General features: G+C 73.0%; 12 protein-coding genes, 1 tRNA gene and 1 riboswitch. Of the genes, 6 read left to right on the top strand and 7 right to left on the bottom strand.

Translation table 11 applies throughout. The annotated features are described in order from the left end of the window. The first annotated feature begins 158 nt into the window (after nt 1-158). The 3 genes from AB0411_RS07540 to AB0411_RS07530 all read left to right on the top strand — a co-directional run bounded on the left by AB0411_RS07540 (nt 159) and on the right by AB0411_RS07530 (nt 3,974). Nucleotides 159-2,297, top strand: a complete 2,139-nt coding sequence (locus AB0411_RS07540) for a DEAD/DEAH box helicase (protein ID WP_366416343.1) — start codon at nt 159-161, stop codon at nt 2,295-2,297. A gap of 177 nt (nt 2,298-2,474) precedes the next feature. After that, nucleotides 2,475-2,550, top strand: a tRNA-Lys gene (locus AB0411_RS07535). A gap of 281 nt (nt 2,551-2,831) precedes the next feature. Beyond that, entirely contained in the window at nt 2,832-3,974 is a 1,143-nt protein-coding gene (locus tag AB0411_RS07530; protein ID WP_366416342.1) for a PP2C family protein-serine/threonine phosphatase, read from the top strand. A 117-nt stretch (nt 3,975-4,091) separates the two neighbouring features. Here the strand turns inward: AB0411_RS07530 and AB0411_RS07525 are convergent, their stop codons facing one another. Next, nucleotides 4,092-5,282 carry a DUF2332 domain-containing protein gene (locus tag AB0411_RS07525; protein WP_366416341.1) on the bottom strand — a complete coding sequence of 397 codons (1,191 nt, stop codon included), beginning with the start codon at nt 5,280-5,282 and terminating at the stop codon, nt 4,092-4,094. A gap of 304 nt (nt 5,283-5,586) precedes the next feature. Further along, a riboswitch (cyclic di-AMP (ydaO/yuaA leader) is annotated at nt 5,587-5,728 on the top strand. A gap of 11 nt (nt 5,729-5,739) precedes the next feature. Between AB0411_RS07525 and AB0411_RS07520 the strand changes: the two genes are divergently transcribed. Then, the gene (locus AB0411_RS07520; protein WP_366416340.1) at nt 5,740-6,858 is read left to right on the top strand and encodes a M23 family metallopeptidase; all 1,119 of its coding nucleotides are present in this window, start codon (nt 5,740-5,742) and stop codon (nt 6,856-6,858) included. A 75-nt stretch (nt 6,859-6,933) separates the two neighbouring features. Then, nucleotides 6,934-7,890, top strand: coding sequence for an aldo/keto reductase (locus AB0411_RS07515; RefSeq protein WP_366416339.1), 957 nt, complete (start codon nt 6,934-6,936; stop codon nt 7,888-7,890). A 174-nt stretch (nt 7,891-8,064) separates the two neighbouring features. Here AB0411_RS07515 and AB0411_RS07510 read toward each other — a convergent pair whose 3' ends face one another. The 6 genes from AB0411_RS07510 to AB0411_RS07485 form a co-directional block, all read right to left on the bottom strand. Beyond that, nucleotides 8,065-8,367 carry a hypothetical protein gene (locus AB0411_RS07510; RefSeq protein ID WP_366416338.1) on the bottom strand — a complete coding sequence of 101 codons (303 nt, stop codon included), beginning with the start codon at nt 8,365-8,367 and terminating at the stop codon, nt 8,065-8,067. 126 nt (nt 8,368-8,493) lie between these two features. Then, nucleotides 8,494-9,882, bottom strand: coding sequence for a YDG/SRA domain-containing protein (locus tag AB0411_RS07505; protein ID WP_366416337.1), 1,389 nt, complete (start codon nt 9,880-9,882; stop codon nt 8,494-8,496). A 149-nt stretch (nt 9,883-10,031) separates the two neighbouring features. Beyond that, entirely contained in the window at nt 10,032-11,333 is a 1,302-nt protein-coding gene (locus AB0411_RS07500) for a PrsW family intramembrane metalloprotease (RefSeq protein ID WP_366416335.1), read from the bottom strand. Nucleotides 11,334-11,361: 28 nt separating this feature from the next. Then, nucleotides 11,362-12,285 (bottom strand): tRNA (guanosine(46)-N7)-methyltransferase TrmB, encoded by a 924-nt coding sequence (trmB, locus tag AB0411_RS07495; protein ID WP_366416333.1) that lies wholly within the window; start codon nt 12,283-12,285, stop codon nt 11,362-11,364. Between the two features lie 279 nt (nt 12,286-12,564). Then, complete coding sequence (gene lhgO, locus AB0411_RS07490; RefSeq protein ID WP_152104815.1) at nt 12,565-13,776, bottom strand: L-2-hydroxyglutarate oxidase; 1,212 nt, start codon at nt 13,774-13,776, stop codon at nt 12,565-12,567. A 309-nt stretch (nt 13,777-14,085) separates the two neighbouring features. Beyond that, on the bottom strand, nt 14,086-15,534 hold the full coding sequence (locus AB0411_RS07485) for an MFS transporter (RefSeq protein ID WP_159481635.1): 1,449 nt from the start codon (nt 15,532-15,534) through the stop codon (nt 14,086-14,088). Between the two features lie 810 nt (nt 15,535-16,344). On the opposite strand from AB0411_RS07485, the gene AB0411_RS07480 reads away from it, so the two are divergent. Continuing rightward, nucleotides 16,345-18,429: an asparagine synthase-related protein gene (locus AB0411_RS07480; RefSeq protein WP_366416332.1), complete on the top strand. Its 2,085-nt coding sequence runs from the start codon at nt 16,345-16,347 to the stop codon at nt 18,427-18,429. The last annotated feature ends 180 nt before the right edge of the window (nt 18,430-18,609 follow it).

Genomic DNA, 18,609 nt, shown 5'->3' with positions numbered 1-18,609 from the left:
TGGTGGTAGATCGTTTGATCCCATTTGCCCGGCGCCAGAACAGAAGCGCGCCGCGTGGCGCGTTCTCTCCCTTGCCGTGGCTGACCGCATAGAGGCGGTCGTGTGAAACACACGGAGTTTGGGCGCGTGCCGAGACTCCGGAAGGTTTCGCATTTCGCATGTCCATTTCCACTGAGCAGTCCGTCATGCCCGCACTCGACGAGCAGACGGTTCCCGAGGTGACGGCGGCCGACGAGGCGCCCGAGACCGACACCGTCACTTTCGCCTCCCTCGGACTGCCCGAGGGCGTCGTCCGCAAGCTCGCGCAGAACGGCGTCACCACCCCCTTCCCGATCCAGGCCGCGACCATCCCGGACGCGCTGGCCGGCAAGGACATCCTCGGCCGCGGCCGTACCGGCTCCGGCAAGACCCTCTCCTTCGGTCTGCCGACCCTGGCCCGCCTCGCCGACGGCCACACCGAGAAGAAGAAGCCGCGCGCGGTCATCCTCACCCCGACCCGTGAGCTCGCGATGCAGGTCGCGGACGCCCTCCAGCCCTACGGCGACGTCCTCGGCCTCAAGATGAAGGTCGTCTGCGGCGGTACGTCCATGGGCAACCAGATCTACGCCCTGGAGCGCGGCGTCGACGTCCTCGTCGCCACCCCGGGCCGGCTGCGCGACATCATCAACCGCGGTGCCTGCTCCCTGGAGAACGTCCAGGTCGCGGTCCTCGACGAGGCCGACCAGATGTCCGACCTGGGCTTCCTGCCCGAGGTCACCGAGCTGCTCGACCAGGTGCCGGACGGCGGCCAGCGGATGCTGTTCTCCGCCACGATGGAGAACGAGATCTCCACCCTGGTCAAGCGCTACCTGACCAACCCGGTCAGCCACGAGGTCGACAGCGCCCAGGGCAACGTCACCACCATGACCCACCACGTCCTGGTCGTGAAGCCGAAGGACAAGGCGCCGGTCACGGCCGCCATCGCCGCCCGCAAGGGCCGCACCATCATCTTCGTCCGCACCCAGCTGGGCGCCGACCGCATCGCCGAGCAGCTCGTCGAGTCCGGCGTGAAGGCCGACGCGCTGCACGGCGGCATGACGCAGGGCGCGCGCACCCGGGTGCTCGCGGACTTCAAGGACGGCTACGTCAACGCGCTGGTCGCCACCGACGTCGCCGCCCGCGGCATCCACGTCGACGGCATCGACCTGGTCCTGAACGTCGACCCCGCCGGTGACCACAAGGACTACCTGCACCGCTCGGGCCGTACCGCCCGCGCCGGCCAGTCCGGCACCGTCGTCTCGCTGTCGCTGCCGCACCAGCGCCGGCAGATCTTCCGGCTGATGGAGGACGCGGGCGTGGACGCCTCGCGCCACATCGTCGGCGGCTCCGGCGCCTTCGACGAGGACGTCGCCCGGATCACCGGCGCGCGTTCCCTCACCGAGGTCCAGGCCGAGTCGGCCAACAACACCGCCAAGCAGGCCGAGCGCGAGGTGAGCCAGCTCACCCGCGAGCTGGAGCGCCTGCAGCGCCGCGCCGCCGAGCTGCGCGAGGAGGCCGACCGGCTGACCGCCCGCGCCGCCCGTGAGCGCGGCGAGGACCCGGCCGAGGCGCTGGCCGCCGCGGCCGAGACCGCCGAGGCCGAGGCCGCGGCCGAGGCCGCCGTGCCGGCCCAGGCCGCCGCCGACGAGCGCCGCGACGACCGGGGCAACTTCGAGCGCCGCGACCGTCGCGACGACCGTTCCGGTGGCCGGTCGTTCGACCGTGACCGTCGTGATGACCGTTCCGGTGGCCGTTCCTTCGACCGTCGTGACGACCGTTCGGGCGGTGGCTTCAACCGCGACCGTCGTGATGACCGTTCCGGTGGCCGTTCCTTCGACCGTCGTGACGACCGTTCGGGCGGTGGCTTCAACCGCGACCGTCGTGACGACCGTTCCGGTGGCCGTTCCTTCGACCGTCGCGATGACCGTTCCGGTGGTGGCTTCAACCGCGACCGTCGTGACGACCGTTCCGGTGGTGGCTTCAACCGCGACCGCCGTGACGACCGCCCCGGTGGCGGCTTCAACCGCGACCGCGGCGACCGTCCGAGCCGCCCGTTCAACCGTGACGACCGTTCCGGCGGCCGTTCCTCCGGTGGCTACCGCTCCGGCGGCGGCGACCGTCCGTTCAACCGTGACGACCGTTCCGGCGGCCGTCCGCCGCACGGCGGCCACCGCTCCGGCGGCGACCGTCCGTACGGCCGCAGGGACGACCACCGCGGTGCCGCGACCGGTTCCTTCGGCCGCCGTGAGGACAAGCCGCGCTGGAAGCGCAACGGCTGATCACACCCGCTGACCGCAGGGCCCGTACGCACGCAAGTGCCGTACGGGCCCTGCGCGTTGAGGGGCGGAAGGGGGGCCGCGGCCGGCCCGCCGATGGGCTCCTCGGGGCCTTGCCGGGTAGCTTGATCCTTAATGCCTTCGGGCGGGGGCACTCGCTCGGGCTATGCTGCTCGGTGCGGGCCATTAGCTCAATTGGCAGAGCAGTGGACTTTTAATCCATTGGTTCAGGGTTCGAGCCCCTGATGGCCCACCAGAAGCGGACGGGAGAACCGTCCGGCCTGCACAGCAGCGCCCCGAGGGCCCGGACCGCATGTGGTCCGGGCCCTCGGCGTTTTCCGGTCCCGGTCGGGTCCGGGCGGGGCGGTCCGCCAAGTGGCCCCGCGGTGAGCGATCTTGTGACGCCACCGGCCGTGTGACCCGTCCGGCCCCCGACGATTCGCCGCCCGGCGCCGCAGCGGAAACCCTGGGTACGTCGACGCGGCCGCCACCACGGTGCTCGTACGGACGGGCGGGAGTGGGAAGAGGCCGGTGCGGATGCTCCAGGACGAAGCGCCCTCCAGGGACGACGGGGAGCGGCAGGTGCGCCACGGCGGGACGGTCACGTCCGGCCGCCGGCTGGTGCGCCTGCTGCCCGTCCTCCTGATCGCCGGCGGCCTCGCCTTCGGCATCGCGACGCCGGCCGCCTACACCGCCGCCCCCTTCTTCTGCGCCGCCCCGCTGACCGCCGCGGCGCTCTCCTCCCTGCGCGCCACCGCCCTGGCGGCCCTGGCCGCCGTGCTCGGCGAGATCTGGGCCGTCACCTACCGCGGCGCCCTGGAGGACCAGCGCGCGTCCGTGGCGGAGAGCGCCATGGTCGTCGTGGTCGCCCTGCTGGCCCTCGGCATCAACCGGCTGGTCCGCCGGAGCGACGCCCATCTGGCGTCCGCCCGGGACATCTCGGAGGCCGCCCAGCGCGCCGTACTGCCCCCGCCGCCCCCGCAGCTCGCCGGCCTCGCCGTCGCCGCCCGCTACGTGGGCGCACGGGCCGACGCCCGGATCGGCGGCGACCTCTATGCCGTGCAGGACACCCCGCACGGCGTACGGCTGATCGTCGGGGACGTACGGGGCAAGGGGCTGGAGGCGGTGGAGGCCGCGGTGGTCGTCGTCGGCGCCTTCCGTGAGGCGGCGGAGCAGGAGACGACGCTGGAGGCGGTGGCAGGGCGGCTGGAGCGGGCGCTGCAACGGGAGGGCGGGCGGCGGGCCGGGCTGGACCAGTTCGAGGGGTTCACCACTGCCGTGCTCGCCGAGATCCCCGCCAACGGGCAGTCCGTGCTGCGGGTGCTCAACCGCGGGCACCCCTCCCCGCTGCTGCTCACCCCGGACGGCGGGCTGCGCGAACTGGTGCCGGAGGCGCCCGCGCTGCCCCTGGGGATGGGCGAGGTGGCGAGCTGGCCGGACCGCTCGGACGAGACGTTCTTCCCGGCCGGCGCCCAGCTGCTGTGCTTCACCGACGGCGTGACCGAGGCCAGGGACCTGCTGGGCCGCTTCTACCACCCGCCGAGCAGACTGCGCGGCCGCCGCTTCCCGGGCCCGGACGCCCTCCTGGACGCCCTCGTCGAGGACGTCGCACGGCACACGGGCGGCGCACCGGCCGACGACATGGCGCTGCTGGCGGTGCAGCGGCCCATGGGGGTGTAGGGGAGGGGCAGCGGGACGTCAGGGGCTCGGGAGGGGGCGCGGGGTGGCGGCGCGCCGGGGCGCGCGGGCGTGCTCAGGCTCCCGCCATGCCCGCGTCCCGGTGTCGTACGGGCGGCCTCAGCCGCCTGCCGCGCTCTCCGCCGCCGTCCCGGGCCCCGACGCCGGCAGCCGGTGCAGGAGTTCGCCGTGCGGGCCGGTGAGCGCGACCGGGCGCTCGTCCAGGGCGAGGGTCAGCAGCGGGGTGTCCCGGGGGTGCGATGAGCGCTGGGCCGGGGTGGTGAGCCAGGGCGTGAGGGAGTGGTGCTCCTGGGAGATCCAGTGACCGCCGCCGGGCCGTCCGCGCAGCAGCGACCGGACGAGATGCGCGAACTCCTCGCGGCGGGCGGGCGACAGGCCGGACAGCACCTCGCTGTGGAAGACCACCAGGGTCGCCCCGGGCGGCGCCTCGGCGGCGAGCGACGGCAGTTCGTGGAGCAGATCGCCGCGCACCATCCGCGGCCGCGGGAGCGGCCGCACCGCTTCGACGGCCGCGGCCAGCCGTGCGGCCCGCGCCCCGTCGCCCGGCCAGACGAGCGCCTGCAGCCAGCGCAGATCGTCCGGGTCGGCGACCGGGTCGAGCGGGTCGAGGTCGATACCGGCCCGCCAGGCGATCCGGGGGAGCCGGCCGGGCACGGGCAGCGCGTCGGCCGCCCCTCCCGTACGGCACTCCAGCACCAGCGGGCTCTCCGGGGGCCCCGCCTCGGCCAGGAGGGTGCCGCCTCGGCGGGCGTCCTCCCGGGGGCCGCCCCGGTCCCCGCCCGCGGCCCCGCCGTCCTCGTCGCCTTCGTACCGGTAGCGGTATCGCTCGGGGTACAGGCACAACCCCGCCGACGCGCCGACCTCCAGCAGGGCCAGCGGCTGCGGCAGGCGGGCGAGCAGCGGCAGCAGGGTCGCGCAGCGGGCCGGCTCGTCGGCCCGGGCGGTGCGCTGCATGATCACGGCGCGCACCTCGTCCCAGTGCCGGACCGTCCACTCGCGCCAGCGGCCGTACGCCACGTCACCGCGCGGCCCCAGCTCGGCGTGCGGGCCGTCGAGGTAGCGGACGGCGGCGAGCAGGAGGTCGGGCTGCTGGGTGGCGCCGGCCGGCAGCGAGCCCGACAGCAGATCGCAGAGCTCGGGGTCCTGGCCGATCCGCGCGCTCAGCTCCTCGTGCGCCGCGGACCGTCCGCGCGCCCGACGCCAGGAGAACTCCCGGTACCGCTCCGCCACTCCCCAGGTGCCGGCGGCAGCCCTCGCGACGTTCCCGGTGTTCCCGACGTTGACGACCATGATCCGACGTTACTGCTCTCACGTTCCGTAACCGAGGGGCACCCCTCCGCATAACGACTGACGCACAATCAGCGCGAGATCGTTTAGGGCCGCGCGGTCAACTCGCCCGGTTTGTGGCCGTGTCGGCAGAAAAAGTCCATGCCACAGCTTGTGCGCAGCCGCTAAGGAATCGTGGGAAGGCTTGGAAATCGGCTGCGATCTCTATTACTGTCCGATAACGCAGCGCGGTCGTCCCAGCCGTCGCAAGAGGCGGCACCGTGCGCCGACGCCGAATCCCGCATGCGCTTTTCACGCACCTCCAGCACCTCGAACTGCACCACTGCACCAGGGAACCGGGGAACCACTTCCTTGGGGTGAATCGGACGCTCTCCGCCAGCGGGCGCCCGTAGGAGACCTTCCTGCTCCGAACCCGTCAGCTAACCCGGTAGGCGAGAAGGAAGGAAAGGAGAGCGCCTCCGTGGCGTCCAACAGGCCTGCCCCCGAGGGTCCGTCCGCCTACGACCTCGATGACCGAGGTGCCTTCCCCGGCCCCGGCGGGGCGGAGGGCGGCAACGACGGGCCGTGGGAGGAGTGGAATCCCACCGAGGATTCCGTCCGCTCGGTCCGCGGCAAACACCGGGTGGCCAAGCAGCGCAGCGGCGGGCTCACCCGCGGCGGCACGGTCCTGGGCGTCGGCGTCATCGCCGCGGTCGGGGCCGGTGGCATGGCGTCGGCCGAGGGCCGCCCGCCGGTGCCGATCTCGATGCCCGACGTCGGCGGGATGGCCGACGACCTCGCCGGCAAACTGCCGGACGCCGCGTCCCTCCCCGGCGTCGGCGACCTCATATCGGACGCGGACTCCGACGCGGACTCCGCGGCCGCCGGCACGGACGCGTCGGCCGCCGCCGCCTCCGGACCCCTCACCCAGGCCGCCCGGACGGGCTCGGGCGCGGACGCCGGCGAGGCGCTGCGCAGCCGCATCCTCCAGCAGGCCGACGCGCAGCAGGGCGCCGCCGACCAGGAGGCCCGCGAGGCCGCCGAACAGGCCGCCGTCAAGGCTGCCGAGAAGGACGCCGCCGCCCACCAGAAGTCGGCCGAGAAGGCCGCCGCAGCCAAGAAGGCGGCCGAGATGGAGGCCAAGCGCGAGGCCGAGGAAGCCGCCCGGAAGAAGGCGGAGGCCGCCCGCCTCGCCAAGCTGGCGAAGAACTTCATCGCCCCCGTCTCGTCGTTCACCCTCACCGCCGGCTTCGGCCAGGCCGGCGACCGCTGGGCCGCGGACCACACCGGACAGGACTTCGCCGCGCCGACCGGCACTCCCGTCAAGGCCGTGCACGGCGGCACCATCACCCAGGCCGGCTGGGCCGGCTCGTACGGCTACCGCATCGTGCTCACCCTCGACGACGGCACCGAGCTCTGGTTCTGCCACCTGTCCTCGATGGTCAAGACGTCCGGCAAGGTCGGCACGGGCGATGTCATCGGCCGCGTCGGGGCCACCGGCAACGTCACCGGCCCGCACCTCCACCTGGAGGTGCGCCCCGACGCCGGCGACCCGGTCGACCCCATGCCGTGGCTGCGCGACCACGGCATCAACGTGTGACCGCCTGACGGGAGTTGCCGCCGGGGGGAGAGAGCGGAGGGAATAACTCCGCGCCCCCCGGCGTTGCCATCACGCATGACCGCGACACACACCCCGCACAGCCGCCGGGCCCTCGGCTCGCTCTCCGTCTCTCCGCTGTCCCTCGGCGGCAACGTCTTCGGCTGGACGGCCGACGAAGCCGAGTCCTTCGCCGTGCTCGACGCCTATGTGGCCGGCGGCGGCAACTTCATCGACACCGCCGACGTCTACTCGGCCTGGGTCCCCGGCAACAAGGGCGGCGAGTCCGAGACGGTCCTCGGCAACTGGATGGCCGCCCGGGGCAATCGCTCCGAGGTCGTCATCGCCACGAAGGTCGGCGCCCACCCGGACCTCAAGGGCCTGTCCGCCGCCACCATCAAGTCCGCGGTCGACCTCTCCCTCGCCCGTCTGCGCACCGACTACATCGACCTCTACTACACCCACTACGACGACGAGTCGGTCGAGGTCGGGGAGTTCCTCACCGCCCTCGACGACCTCGTCCGGGCCGGCAAGGTCCGCGAGATCGCCGCGTCCAACATCTCGGCGAAGCGCCTGGAGGAGTCCCTGGACTTCTCCGCCCGCGAGGGCCTGGCCCGCTATGTCGCGCTCCAGCCGCACTACAACCTGGTCTCCCGCGACACCTACGAGGGCGAACTCGCCGACGTCGCGGCCCGCCACGGCGTCGCCGCCATCCCGTACTACGCCCTCGCCTCCGGCTTCCTGACCGGCAAGTACCGCCCGGACACGCCCACCGAGAGCGCCCGCTCCGGCGCCGCCGCCAAGCACCTCGCCACCGACCGCGGACTGCGCGTCCTGCAGGCTCTCGACACCGTCGCCACCACCCACCAGGTCGAACCCGCCACCGTCGCCCTCGCCTGGCTCGCCGCCCAGCCCACCGTCGCGGCCCCCATCGCCAGCGTCCGCACCGTGGCCCAGCTCCCGGCCCTCCTCGCCCTGACCGACCTGACCCTCAGCGACGCCGAACTGACCATCCTCACGGAGGCCTCGGCCTGACCCACGCGCGAGAGAAGGGGGAGGGGGCGGGCCTTGCCGGCACGCCCTCTCCCCTCTCCTGGCGGCGTACGACTGCGATGTGCTGGTGATCGGTGCCGCCCTGCTGCTCTGCCCGCGCCCTTTTCCGGCTCTCCTCCGGCTCTTCTCCGGCTCTCCTCCGACTCCGCTTCCGCTCTACTTCCGGCGATCCACCGCCACCCATGAAGCGAGCGCCACCCCACCCGCCACCGCGCACACCGAAGGCCACGCCCCGATCTTCTTGGCCAACGGATGCGACCCGGCAAACGCCGCCACATACGCCCCGCCCAGCGCCACCGCCGTGGCATTCCCCGCCCTCCGCCGCCACTCCCTGGCCGCCACCGCCCCAGCCGCAGCCAGCGCCACCCCACCGAGCGGCCGCTTCTTCGTCCAACGAGCGGCGGCGTAACCGCCTACCAGGCCGGTGGCGGCAATCGCGCTTGTGGGTACGGCGGGCATGAGAGAAACCTCCACATCGAGGGGCAACTTTGACGAGTTTACGTGCGATCTTCAGGGGTCCCGCACGATGCGAAGTGACGGCTGCCGCGCACGGCAAAACCACCTGGCGTGAGATTGGAGTGAAGGCTATTCTGACGCGCCGTCTATGTGTTCGTGATGCTCTCGGTGATACGCGAGGTATTGTGAATTGATGACATGACCGGGAATCTCACGCAGTTGGTACATGTGCGGTTTGGAACCTCGTTGCGTCACGGTCCGGTCATCGTTAATTATCAGCATTCCGAAGTCGAAGGCCGTGTGGTGATTGGGGCATAGGCACAGGACGTTATCGATCTCATCGGGGCCATCGTGCGGGTGACCAAGTGGCTTAATGTGCGCGGCTTCGGCGTAGGCGCCCGTGGGGGTTTCAAGGCGCAGCCCGCACACTTGGCACGTGTATGCATGTAGCTGCTTTACGTAGTCGGCTACCTTAGTGCTCCGGATGATGCGCTGAGTGGAGGTTTCCTTGCGTCCGGGGGTGGAATTTCCCGTAGGGAATGCGCGCGTGATGTTCTTGGCAGCCTGTTTGTCGATGGTGTCGAGGGCACGAAGTCGATAGCGCCATACGAGGAAGTTCGATTCGCCGCGTTGCGACCAGTACTCCTCTACTCGGTAGAGGCCGTCGTATCGGAGTCCGGCCGCAGGTGAGTGTCGACGGTCACCGCCCGACCCGCGAATTACGCGTACAGGCGTCCCGGTCGAGTAGCTGGTCACCAACGCTGCGTTCCCCAGCGTCAAGTCTTGATCCTTGCATTGCTTCTTCGTTTTCTCGTCGCGTCCTCCTTGTCCGGTGTAGATTATCTCGTCGCCATAGTCTTCGTCGTCTTCGTAGCCTCCGGACACGACGATGGACTCGGCGCCGCTGGCTCCTGTGCCACAAATTCCTGCCATGGTTGGCCGGTGAACCCTTGCTCGCGCCAAGGTCCGCCGCCTCTTGAAGGTATCCCCCACTTGTACGTGTGGTGGGTGGCCGAAGCCATCAAATTCCGCTCCAGGAATTCCCGCTTCCAGGAGAAGTAAGTCGAGGCGATAGTCCTGAAAGTATTGTTCGTGTAGCAGCTCTACTGCATTCCGGCACAGGCCCTTATCTGACGAGAGCTGTTCGTGTAGAGAGGTCTCCAGTCCGCCCTGGTGTGCTTGCTCGGCAAGCCACGTGGGCGCTTCAGGGTCCTTGAAGTCTGGCAACGTGCCGTTCGCGCCGAGAAACTCCCAGAAAGGGAATTGATGCAAGTCCAGGAAAGTCTTCTCGGGCGCTGAACGCGAATCGACTAGGTCGTATTCTGCAAGCATGGCCCGAAGGTCGGTCTTTGCCTTGTTCCATGAGGTGAGACGGCTTGAGCGTTCGACCGCACGGCTGATCGCCCACAGGAGTGCGACGGGCTGGTCTCTCGATGGTTCACCTGACGGACGACGGAGAGGCAGGGAGGCGAGCGCCTCCAAGAAGCGAGCGGCACGTTCCTGCTGGGTCTCGGACAACTTGGCGTTTCCCTCGATCTCAGGGTGCGGGTGGATCAGCCATAAAACAGGGCTAGTTGACCAGTAAAGGTGGTCCGCACCCCCCTGTCGATGGAGATTTGAGCCCGCTGCGGGGTAGCTCTTATCGGGCTCAGCTTGAGCAGGTGACGTCAGATTCTGTGGCCATGCGAGCTTCCGGAGCCGCATGGCTGTTTCCTGGCAACCCACGCATCCACCAACGCCGTCCGCCCCCACGGCTGGTAATGCCGCAGATGCTCCAGCAAGTGCTGTTCGCGGGTGTAGAAGTCCGGTGACGGGCCCAGGAGGTGGGCTCGGCGGCGGTGGAAGGAGAGGGTGGTGGCGATGGTGGCGTATTCGGCGACGGCGCGGGCGGCGGCGGGGCCCTGGGTGTCGTGGGCCAGGTCGCGGGCCAGGGCGCGGGTTTTGAGGGAGGAGAGGGCGGCGGGTTCGGTGGGGGCGAGCCAGCCGGCGGTGATGTAGGGGGCGAGGTAGCCGCGCAGGGAGAGCAGTTCCTGGTTGCGGGCCCAGATGGCCAGCCAGGTGAGGGCGAGGAGGACGGGGACCATGAAGAGGCCGTAGACGGTGAGGAAGCCGAGGTCGCCGAGGGCGGAGGCGCCGTTCCAGATGGCGTGCAGGAGGACCGAGGTGAGCAGGCCGAGGAGGGCGAGCGCGATGCGGGCGGCGCGGCGGCGCGGGTAGCGGGTGGCGGCGATGCCGAAGGCGAGGCCCGTGAGGATCGTGAAGAGCGGGTGGGCGAAGGGGGAGACGATGATGCGGAGGAAGAAGGTGCCGGCGGTGAGGGAGTCCAGGCCGGAGTGGCCCATCGACTGGTCCTCGCCGAAGGCGTTGCCCAGATAGAGGACGTTCTCGGTGAAGGCGAAGCCGGTGGCGGTGATCCCGGCGATGACGATGCCGTCCGTGATGCCGTCGAAGTCGCTGCGGCGGAAGCGGTAGAGGAGGAGGACGGCGGCGGCCTTGACCACCTCCTCGACGACCGGGGCGATGACCGTGGCGCCCCAGGCCTCGGCCTCGGAGGCGGACGTCGAGGCGATGTTGGCGGCCAGCCAGTCGGTCGCGAAGCCGTTGGCGAGGAGCGCCACCAGGGTGGCGGCGCAGGTGCCCCAGGCGAAGGCGAACGCGAGGTTGCGCCAGGGCTCGGGCGCGATGCGGTCGAGCCAGCAGAAGGCCGCGATCAGGAGCGGTACGGGGAAGACGGCCAGGCCCAGGCCCACCAGGAAGCCCTCGGTGCCGGTCTCCTGGCGGACCATGCCGATGATGATCACGCCGGAGAGCGCGAACATCGAGACCAGGGCGACGGCGCGGAGGGTGGTGCTGTGCCAGCGCGCCGTCCGGTGACGGGGGCGCGAGGCCGCTTCCGCGTGCGGGTGGGGTGTGTACGGGGGCGGGACGGGCGCGGACGGCGGGTGCGGCGGCGGTTGGGGCGGGTACACCCGTCGACCCTAACGAGCGGCGGTCGCCCTACGCGTCGCGCCGGCGGAAGAGGAGGTCGTGCACGACATGCCCCTTGTCCAGGCCCTGGCCCTCGAACTTGGTGAGCGGGCGGAAGTCCGGACGCGGTGCATAGCCGGAGTGGAGGTTCTCCAGTGTCGGCTCGGCGGAGAGGACTTCCAGCATCTGCTCGGCGTACGGTTCCCAGTCGGTCGCGCAGTGGACGAGGGCCCCGGGCGCGAGCCGGGTGGTCGCCAGCGCGAGGAACTCCGGCTGGATGAGGCGGCGCTTGTGGTGGCGCTTCTTGGGCCAGGGGTCGGGGAAGTAGACGCGCAGGCCGGCGAGGGAGGCGGGGGCCAGCATCTCGCGCAGCAGGATGATCGCGTCGCCGTTGGCCACCCGGACGTTGGACAGGCCGTTCCGCTCCGCGAGGCCGAGCAGGTTGCCCTGCCCGGGGGTGTGGACGTCGCAGCCGAGGATGCCGGTGCCCGGGTCGGCGGCGGCCATCTGTGCCGTGGCCTCGCCCATGCCGAAGCCGATCTCCAGCACGACCGGCAGCCCGCCGAAGAACTCGTCGAGGTCGATCCGGGAGAGCCCGTCGATGTCCAGCCCCCAGGTGGGCCACAGGCGGCGCAGGGCGTCCGCCTGGCTGGGCGAGACCCGGCTGCGGCGCGGCTGGAACGACCGGATCCGACGCTCGTGATGCGACCCCGCGGGGTCGGCGGCGGGGCCGGTCCCGTCGGGGAACATGGGCTCTCCGCGGCGGGGCGTGGCGGCCGAGACGGCCGTGGCTCCGAGGGGGCGGGATGCCGGGGCGTCGGCTGCCTGGGAGGCAGGCTGCCGGGAGGCGGCTTCCCGGGCGGGCGAGCCCTGGGCAGCGGCTGCCGGAGCGCCGGCTTCCGGTGCGTTCGCTTCGGGGGCGTCGGTGGCGGGGGTGGCGGGATTCTCGGACACAGTGAGTTGATTCTACGGATGGTGGGCGGGGGAGGGGCCCGGGCGCGACTCAGCGCTCGGGGTGGCTGAGCGACTGGGGTGGCTGACGGCCGGGGGGGGCTGAGCGCCCAGGGTGGCTGAGCGCCCGGGCTCGGGCCCGGAGCCGGGGGCCGGGCCCGGAAAAGGACGGGGTCGGGGCCGGGGCGGCAGCGGCGGTCGGTCTCCCGACTCCTGCGGCTGTACCCGGCTGACCGGGCGGGCTCCCCGTGCCCAGCCGGCCGGGCGGGTCTCCGGCCCGGCTCAGTCCCCCACCAGCCCCAGCACCCGTCGCGCCACCTCCCGCCCGATGGGCAGCGAAGCCGTCGCGGCCGGGGACGGGGCGTTGAGGACGTGGATCATGCCGGGGGACTGGGCGAAGAGGAAGTCGTCGACGAGGGTGCCGTCGGGGAGGACGGCCTGGGCGCGGACGCCGGCCGGGGACGGGAGCAGATCCTCCTCGCGGGCGGCCGGGAGCAGGCGGCGGACCGCGTCGGCGAAGGCGTGCCGGGACAGGGAGCGGTGGAGTTCGCCGGCGCCGTAGCGCCAGTGGCGGCGGGCTATCCGCCAGGAGCCGGGGTAGGCGAGGGTGCCGGCCAGCTCGGCGGGGCGGATCGTGCGCCAGTCGTAGCCCTCGCGGGCCAGGGCGGGGACGGCGTTCGGACCGATGTGGACGGCGCCGTCGATGCCGCGGGTCAGATGCACGCCGAGGAACGGGAAGGCCGGATCGGGGACGGGGTAGACCAGGCCGCGGACGAGTGCGGCGCGCTCCGGGGCGAGGGTGAAGTACTCGCCGCGGAACGGGACGATCCGCATGCCCGGGGCGTCACCGGCCAGCCGGGCGATCCGGTCGCAGTGCAGGCCGGCGCAGTTGACCAGGGCGCGGGCGCGGTGGACCGTGCCGTCGGCGCTGCGGACCGCCACCCGGCCGGGGCGGCGGCCGATGGTGGTGACCTCGGTGCCGTAGACGATCCGGGTGCCGGCGTCCTCGGCGAGCCGGGCGAAGCGGCGGGCGACGGCGCCGAAGTCGCAGACGCCGGTCGTGCCGACATGGATGGCGGCCAGGCCGCGCACCTCGGGTTCGTACTCGGCTATCTGGGCGGGGCCCAGCTCGCGCACCGGGAGGCCGTGTTCGCGGCCGCGCTGGATCAGGCCGTGCAGCCGCGGCAGCTCGCTGCGGTCCGTGGCGACGATCAGCTTGCCGGTGACCTCGTGCGGAATGTCGTGCTCGGTGCAGAATTTCACCATCTCCGCCGAGCCCTGGAGGGCGAAGCGGGCCTTGAGCGAGCCGGGTGGGTAGTAGATGCCGCTGTGGATCACACCGCTGTTGCGGCCGGTCTGATGACGGGCCGGACCCGACTCCTTCTCCAGGACCACGACACGCGTGCCGGGCGCGGCACGCGTGATCGCGTAGGCCGTAGAGAGTCCGACGATGCCGGCACCGATCACCAGCACATCGCAGTCGTACGCCGCCACTGCACCTCCCCAACCGCATGACCGCAGGCCCGCCCGTCGCCGCGGACCCGCGCATCATCGCCGACGACGTATCCCATCATGACGGCCGGCACTGACAATGCCGATCGGACAGGCCCGGGAGCCCGACGCGGCGGGCCGCCGGGGGCGACCCACCGGCGGGTGGCGTGCCGAACCGCTCCGGCACGCACGGCCTGCCCGTACGACCCGCCCCGTATGCGACCCGCCCGCCCTCAGGCGAGACGTCCCTACGGCCCGTCCAGACGGCCCGTTCGTACGGCCCGCCCGCACGTCCCACCCCACAGCCCGTCTCTATGCCGGCGCCGCCAGCAGCGGTCTCGCCCGCTCCCGCAGCTCGACCACCCGGGGTTCGTCACCGTACGGCTCCAGGCGGTGCAGCAGGTCACGGACGTACTCGGTGGTGCGGGCGGAGGAGATCCGGCCGGCCACCTCGACCGCTCGGGTGCCCGCCGCGCAGGCCGCGTCCAGGTTGCCGGACTCCAGTTCGGCGACCGCGGAGACGACGAGGCGCAGACCGTGCGAGCGGACGAACTCCTCGGTGGGCCGGGACAGCGCCTGCTCGGTGAAGCGGCGGACCTGGCGGGGCAGCCGCAGATCGCGGTAGCACTCGGCGGCGTCGGCGGCGAACCGCTCGTACGAGTAGAAGTCCAGCCAGGAGGGGTCGGGATCGCCGCCGCGGGAGCGCTCCAGCCAGCCCTCGGAGGCCTTCAGCGCCACCTCGCAGGCGCGCGCCTCGCCGGCCTTGGCCTGCGCCCGCGCCTCGACCAGGCGGAAGAAGCTCATGGTGCGGGCCGTCGCCAGGCCGCGGTTGCGTTCCAGGGCGGCCTGGGCGAGGTCGACGCCCTCGTCGGCGAAGCCGCGGTAGGTCGCCTGGAGGGACATCGAGGCGAGGACGTAGCCGCCCAACGGGACGTCGGCGGCGGCGCGGGCGAGCCGCAGCGCCTGGATGTAGTACCGCTGTGCGGCCTCCTGCTGGCCCGTGTCGAAGGCCATCCACCCCGCGAGCCGGGTGAGTTCGGAGGTCGCCCCGAAGAGCGCACGGCCCACCTCGTCGCTGTACGAGGCGAGGAGTAACGGGGCGGCGTCCACCCGGAGGCACTCCGGCACCATGGACGAACGCCAGTCGCCGCCGCCGTACTTGGAGTCCCAGCGGCGCGCGTCCTCCGCCGCCTCGCGCAGCTTGCTGACGTCACTGTGGCCGACGTGCTGCGGGATCCCGCCGTCGCCGGCCGCCGCGGCGTCCTTGTCGCGGGCCTCGGCCGCCTCCCGCGCCACCGAGCTGTCGGCCGGGGATATCAGCCAGCGGGAGGCGGGGGTGGCGTACGCGGTGACGGCGAAGGATCCGGCCAGGCTCTGCCAGATGCCGCCGCCACCCGCCCGCCGTCCGGCCAGATCGAGCCGGTACAGCTCGGTCGCGGAGCGCACCGCGGCGCCCACATCGCGGGGAAACGCCAGGCCGACCTCGGGCGCCGGGTCCGCGTCGGCCAGCCCGATCTCGTGCAGCGGGACCGGCCGGCCGAGCTTGCTGCCGATCGCGGACGCGATCAGATGGGGCGCGGCGCCCTGCGGCACCATGCCCTTGGAGACCCACCGCGCCACCGACGTCTTGTCGTAGCGGAGCGTCAGTCCGCGCTGCGCACCGAGGTCGTTGACCCGGCGTGCCAGTCCGGCATTGCTGATACCCGCGAGGGCGAGAACAGTGCCGAGCTTTTCGTTCGGCCCGCGTATATCCCTGGACATGCGCACCCCTCGACACAGCGACGGCCGCCCCGCTACCCCGGGGCATGCGTCCACCCAGAGTAGTTCGCCGGATCCCGACCGTTAAGGGCCGGTATCCCGGATGGCGAGATTCGTGTTCAAACAGGGGTACGGGAATTGGCATGTGCTCCGGGTACGTGTGCCCGTGCGCCCGTCCGTGCGCGCTGGCCGCCCGATATCGGGAGCGCTTCCATGTCTTCTGCGTGGGTCGGCCCGCTGTACTGGATCCAGTGGGCTGGGGGATACCGTCACCTCATTCCCCGCGGGTGACGGTCCGGTCCGGGGGGCGCAGCCCGCTTCCCGGACCGTCGCGCGCACGGTCTCCGGCCGGCCGTGGCGCCGGTTGACGCCATGCCCGCATACGTCAACTGGGCTGTGGGGAAAGGACTTTGGCCGAAAATCGACGGGTGATGATTTCACGCCGCCGCCCGCTCGGGGGTCGCCCCGGGGGCCACACGGGGGGCCTCCCGGGGCCGGAGCGGCGGAGCGCTCGCGCCCGGTGCGGGGCGCGCCGCGGCACGGTCCGCACGGCCGTCCCGCGACGCTCCGCGCCTCGTCCGCTCCGCCCCTCGGCGACCCGTCCGCAGGGGACCGTGACGCTCCCGTGGGCTCGCCGGCGGCCCCGAGCGGGCGCACGCGCCGCGCACCACATGTATACGGGCCCGCTTCTGCGCCTCCTGTGCGCCCCTGTCATGGCAGCATGGTCGCCACAACAGCCCGGTGCCGGCCGGGCATCCGCTGTACGGGGCGGCCGTTGGCCCCGGCGCACGGGGAACTCGGGTGGAGGCGGCGATGCGCTGGTTGGTGGGGTGGAGCAGTGCCGCCACGGGGCCGGCGGCCGGTGAGGATCCCCGCGCGGTCCTCCCGGTGGGCGCCCAGCTCCTCTGGGGCGACCCGGACCCCCTCTGGGCGGTCGGCGACTGGCGGCCGGACGAGGTCCGCGTCGTACAGGCCGACCCCGAGACCCGGCTCGCCGTCTTCGGCGTCTGCGGCGCCACCAATGACCAGTTGAAAGTAGGGCTGTTCGCGGCGCGCGGGGGCGCGCTGCGCCACCTCACCGCCTGGCCCGGCAGCTACACCGCCGTCGTCCAGGTGGGGCGGCGGATCACCGTCACCGGCGACCTGGCCGGCGCCCGCCCCGTCTTCCACACCCCCTGGGCCGGCGGCACCGCCTACGCCACCGCCGCCCTCCCGCTCGCCGACCTCGTCGAGGCCGGCCTCGACATCGGCCACCTGGCCGCGCTGCTGGCCTGCCCGGACATCCCCGAGGCGCTCGGCGCCGGCACGCCCTACGAAGGCGTCCGCCGGATCCCGCCCGGCCACGCCCTGGTGCTGCGCGGCGGCGCCAGCGACATCACCTCCTACGAGCCGACCGCCTCGCTCGCCGTCGCCGCGCCCCAACTCGCCCCGGAACAAGCCGTGGACGGTGTCCGCGACGCGTTGGTCGAGGCCGTCCGCGCCCGGCTGGCCGTGCCGCGGCACGCGCCCGATCCGGACGGGTACGACGGCCTCGACCCCGGGCCGGTGCCCGGCATGGGGCCCGCCGAACGGCGCGCGGCGCGCGGGGCACCGGCCCCCGGCATCGGCGCCGACCTCTCGGGAGGCAGCGCCTCCGCAACTCTCGCCCTGCTGGCCGCCGGACTGCCCGGCCGGCCCGGACGCCTGGGCGGCCACGGCGAACGCCTCCTGGCCGTCACCTTCAACGACCGTGCCACGGGCGGCGGACAGGTCCACCACGACGCCGAGTTGGAGCGCGCCCGCGCCCTGGCCGACAATCCGCGGCTGCACCATGTCGTCGTCGCGGCCGGCGAAGAGGCCCTCCCGTATGCGGACCTCGGCATGGGCCCGCTCACGGACGAGCCGGGCCCCTCCCTCACCACCGCCGGCCGCCACCGCCGGCGCCTGCTGGCCGGCAGCGCGGACCACTTCGTCGGACACGGCGCGCGCCAGGTCCTCGACGCCCACCCGGCCCGCCTCGCCGACCTGCTCATGGACCGCCGCCGGCGGCACCTGCTGCGCCCGGTCACCGCGCTGGCCAGGGCCGACGGCCCCTTCGCGCAGTCCGTCCTCGTCCCGTTCACCGTCTACCGGGCCGCCCGCAGGCTCGCCCGTACGCCGTACACGGACGGCCTCGCCGATACGGCGCGGCGCCTCCTGGAGCGGCGGTTCGCCGACGAGCCGGTGGCGGGCGGGGCCGTGGACGCCTCGCTGGCCGCGCTCGCCTGGTGCGGGCCGGGGCCGGCGGCGCGCTGGCTCACGGGGGAGGCGCTGGCAGAAGTATCGGTTCGGCTCGGTGACGCGGCGCACCGCTCGCCCGCCGCCGGCCGCCCCGGGGAGCGGCGGGCCCGCGCCGCGCTCGCCCGCCAGGCCGCCGACCACCGCGTCTTCGAGCAGGCCGCCGAGGTCCGCGACCAGCGGCTGCACGCCCCGTTCCTCGACAACCAGGTGGTGCTCGCCTGCCGCGCCCTGCCGGACACCCTGCGGGTGCAGCCCGGGGCGCGGGCCGCCGTGCTGCGCTCCGTACTGGCCGGGGCCGGCGTACGGGACCTGCCGGCAGGCTGGGGCGCCACCTCGCAGCTCACCCACGCGGCCGCGGTACGCGCCGGGCTGCGCGGCGCGGTCGGTGACCTGGTGGGGCTCTTCGACGCGCCGCTGCTGGCCGACGCCGGCCTGGTGGAGGCGCGGGTGGTCCGCAAGGCACTGCGGTCGGCGGCGGAGGGCGCGGCGCTCCCGTTGGACGGGCTGGCCGAGCTGGTCTCCACGGAGCTGTGGCTGCGGCGGTTGGTGACGCGGCGGGGAACGTGCTGGACGGGGGCGGGTGCGCCGCGCCAGAAGGCGGTCGCGGGCGGCGTGGTGCCCCGCGCGCGGCTGGCGTGAGGCCGGGGCGTCGCTGTCATCGGGCGACGCTGAAGTGGCGGGTTGCGCTGCGCGGGTGGCGGTCGGCGGCCGCCCGTGGTGCCGTCCCGCCCCGGCGCGGGCGGGCGGCGGGGGAACCGGGAGCGGGAGCCGCCTTTGCGGGGCTGTGGACAACGAGGGCCCGGTCCCATCGGGGGCTGT

It is taken from the genome of Streptomyces angustmyceticus, from assembly GCF_040701845.1.
GTDB lineage: Bacteria > Actinomycetota > Actinomycetes > Streptomycetales > Streptomycetaceae > Streptomyces > Streptomyces angustmyceticus_A.
Note: the sequence above shows the minus strand (reverse complement) of the source record. Positions and strands in the feature narration are given on the sequence as shown.

Coding starts and splice junctions, on each gene's coding strand:
- AB0411_RS07540 (WP_366416343.1), top strand. CDS start 159: ATGTCCATTTCCACTGAGCAGTCCGTCATGCCCGCACTCGACGAGCAG.
- AB0411_RS07530 (WP_366416342.1), top strand. CDS start 2,832: ATGCTCCAGGACGAAGCGCCCTCCAGGGACGACGGGGAGCGGCAGGTG.
- AB0411_RS07525 (WP_366416341.1), bottom strand. CDS start 5,282: ATGGTCGTCAACGTCGGGAACACCGGGAACGTCGCGAGGGCTGCCGCC.
- AB0411_RS07515 (WP_366416339.1), top strand. CDS start 6,934: ATGACCGCGACACACACCCCGCACAGCCGCCGGGCCCTCGGCTCGCTC.
- AB0411_RS07510 (WP_366416338.1), bottom strand. CDS start 8,367: ATGCCCGCCGTACCCACAAGCGCGATTGCCGCCACCGGCCTGGTAGGC.
- AB0411_RS07485 (WP_159481635.1), bottom strand. CDS start 15,534: ATGTCCAGGGATATACGCGGGCCGAACGAAAAGCTCGGCACTGTTCTC.
- AB0411_RS07480 (WP_366416332.1), top strand. CDS start 16,345: ATGCGCTGGTTGGTGGGGTGGAGCAGTGCCGCCACGGGGCCGGCGGCC.